The sequence below is a fragment of the Wolbachia endosymbiont of Drosophila bicornuta genome, assembly GCF_028982105.1.
Taxonomy (GTDB): domain Bacteria; phylum Pseudomonadota; class Alphaproteobacteria; order Rickettsiales; family Anaplasmataceae; genus Wolbachia; species Wolbachia pipientis.
Window position 1 is genome coordinate 1 of the sequence record NZ_JAPQLF010000006.1, and the last position, 528, is coordinate 528.

A 528-nucleotide genomic window follows, 5' to 3' on the forward strand; every position below is an offset into this window, starting at 1 on the left:
CTTAGTTTAATAATTTTAATCTAATAAGCTTTCAGGTTAATAAAATTAAATTATTTGAGTAAATACAATATTATGTTTTTATTTGTGGGTAATAGTAAGTTGTTAGCGTGATCTAGAGATACCGCGGCGGTATGACGGTTCGCAGTGGTATGACGGTTCGCGGCGGGATGACGATAAGCTCGTCATCCCGCTACATTAATATTGTATTAATAAAAACTTAATAATAATCCTTAATAATATATGAACTAACATGTTCGCAATTTCGTATGACAGAGGAAACAAAAGATGGATATGCTTCCTTATACGTTGCAATTCAGGAAGGTAATATTGAAGCTGCAGAACTACTAATAAAGTGTGGCACAAACGTCAATGATCATTATGAACGCAATCGTACGCCACTGCATATTGCCATCGGACGCAAACAATTAGAAATAGCAAAATTGCTGATAAAAAATGGAGCAAACGGTGTGCCGTAGAGACACAAAGAATGTTCAAGTAAGAGCAAACTAAGTGCAAAAGCTGCACAGT

1 pseudogene is annotated in these 528 nt (G+C 35.6%); it reads left to right on the forward strand.

The window, feature by feature from the left end:
- Positions 1-266: 266 nt before the first annotated feature.
- Positions 267-464 (forward strand): annotated as a pseudogene (locus OZD68_RS00040) (ankyrin repeat domain-containing protein); the annotation flags it as partial.
- Positions 465-528: the final 64 nt, after the last annotated feature.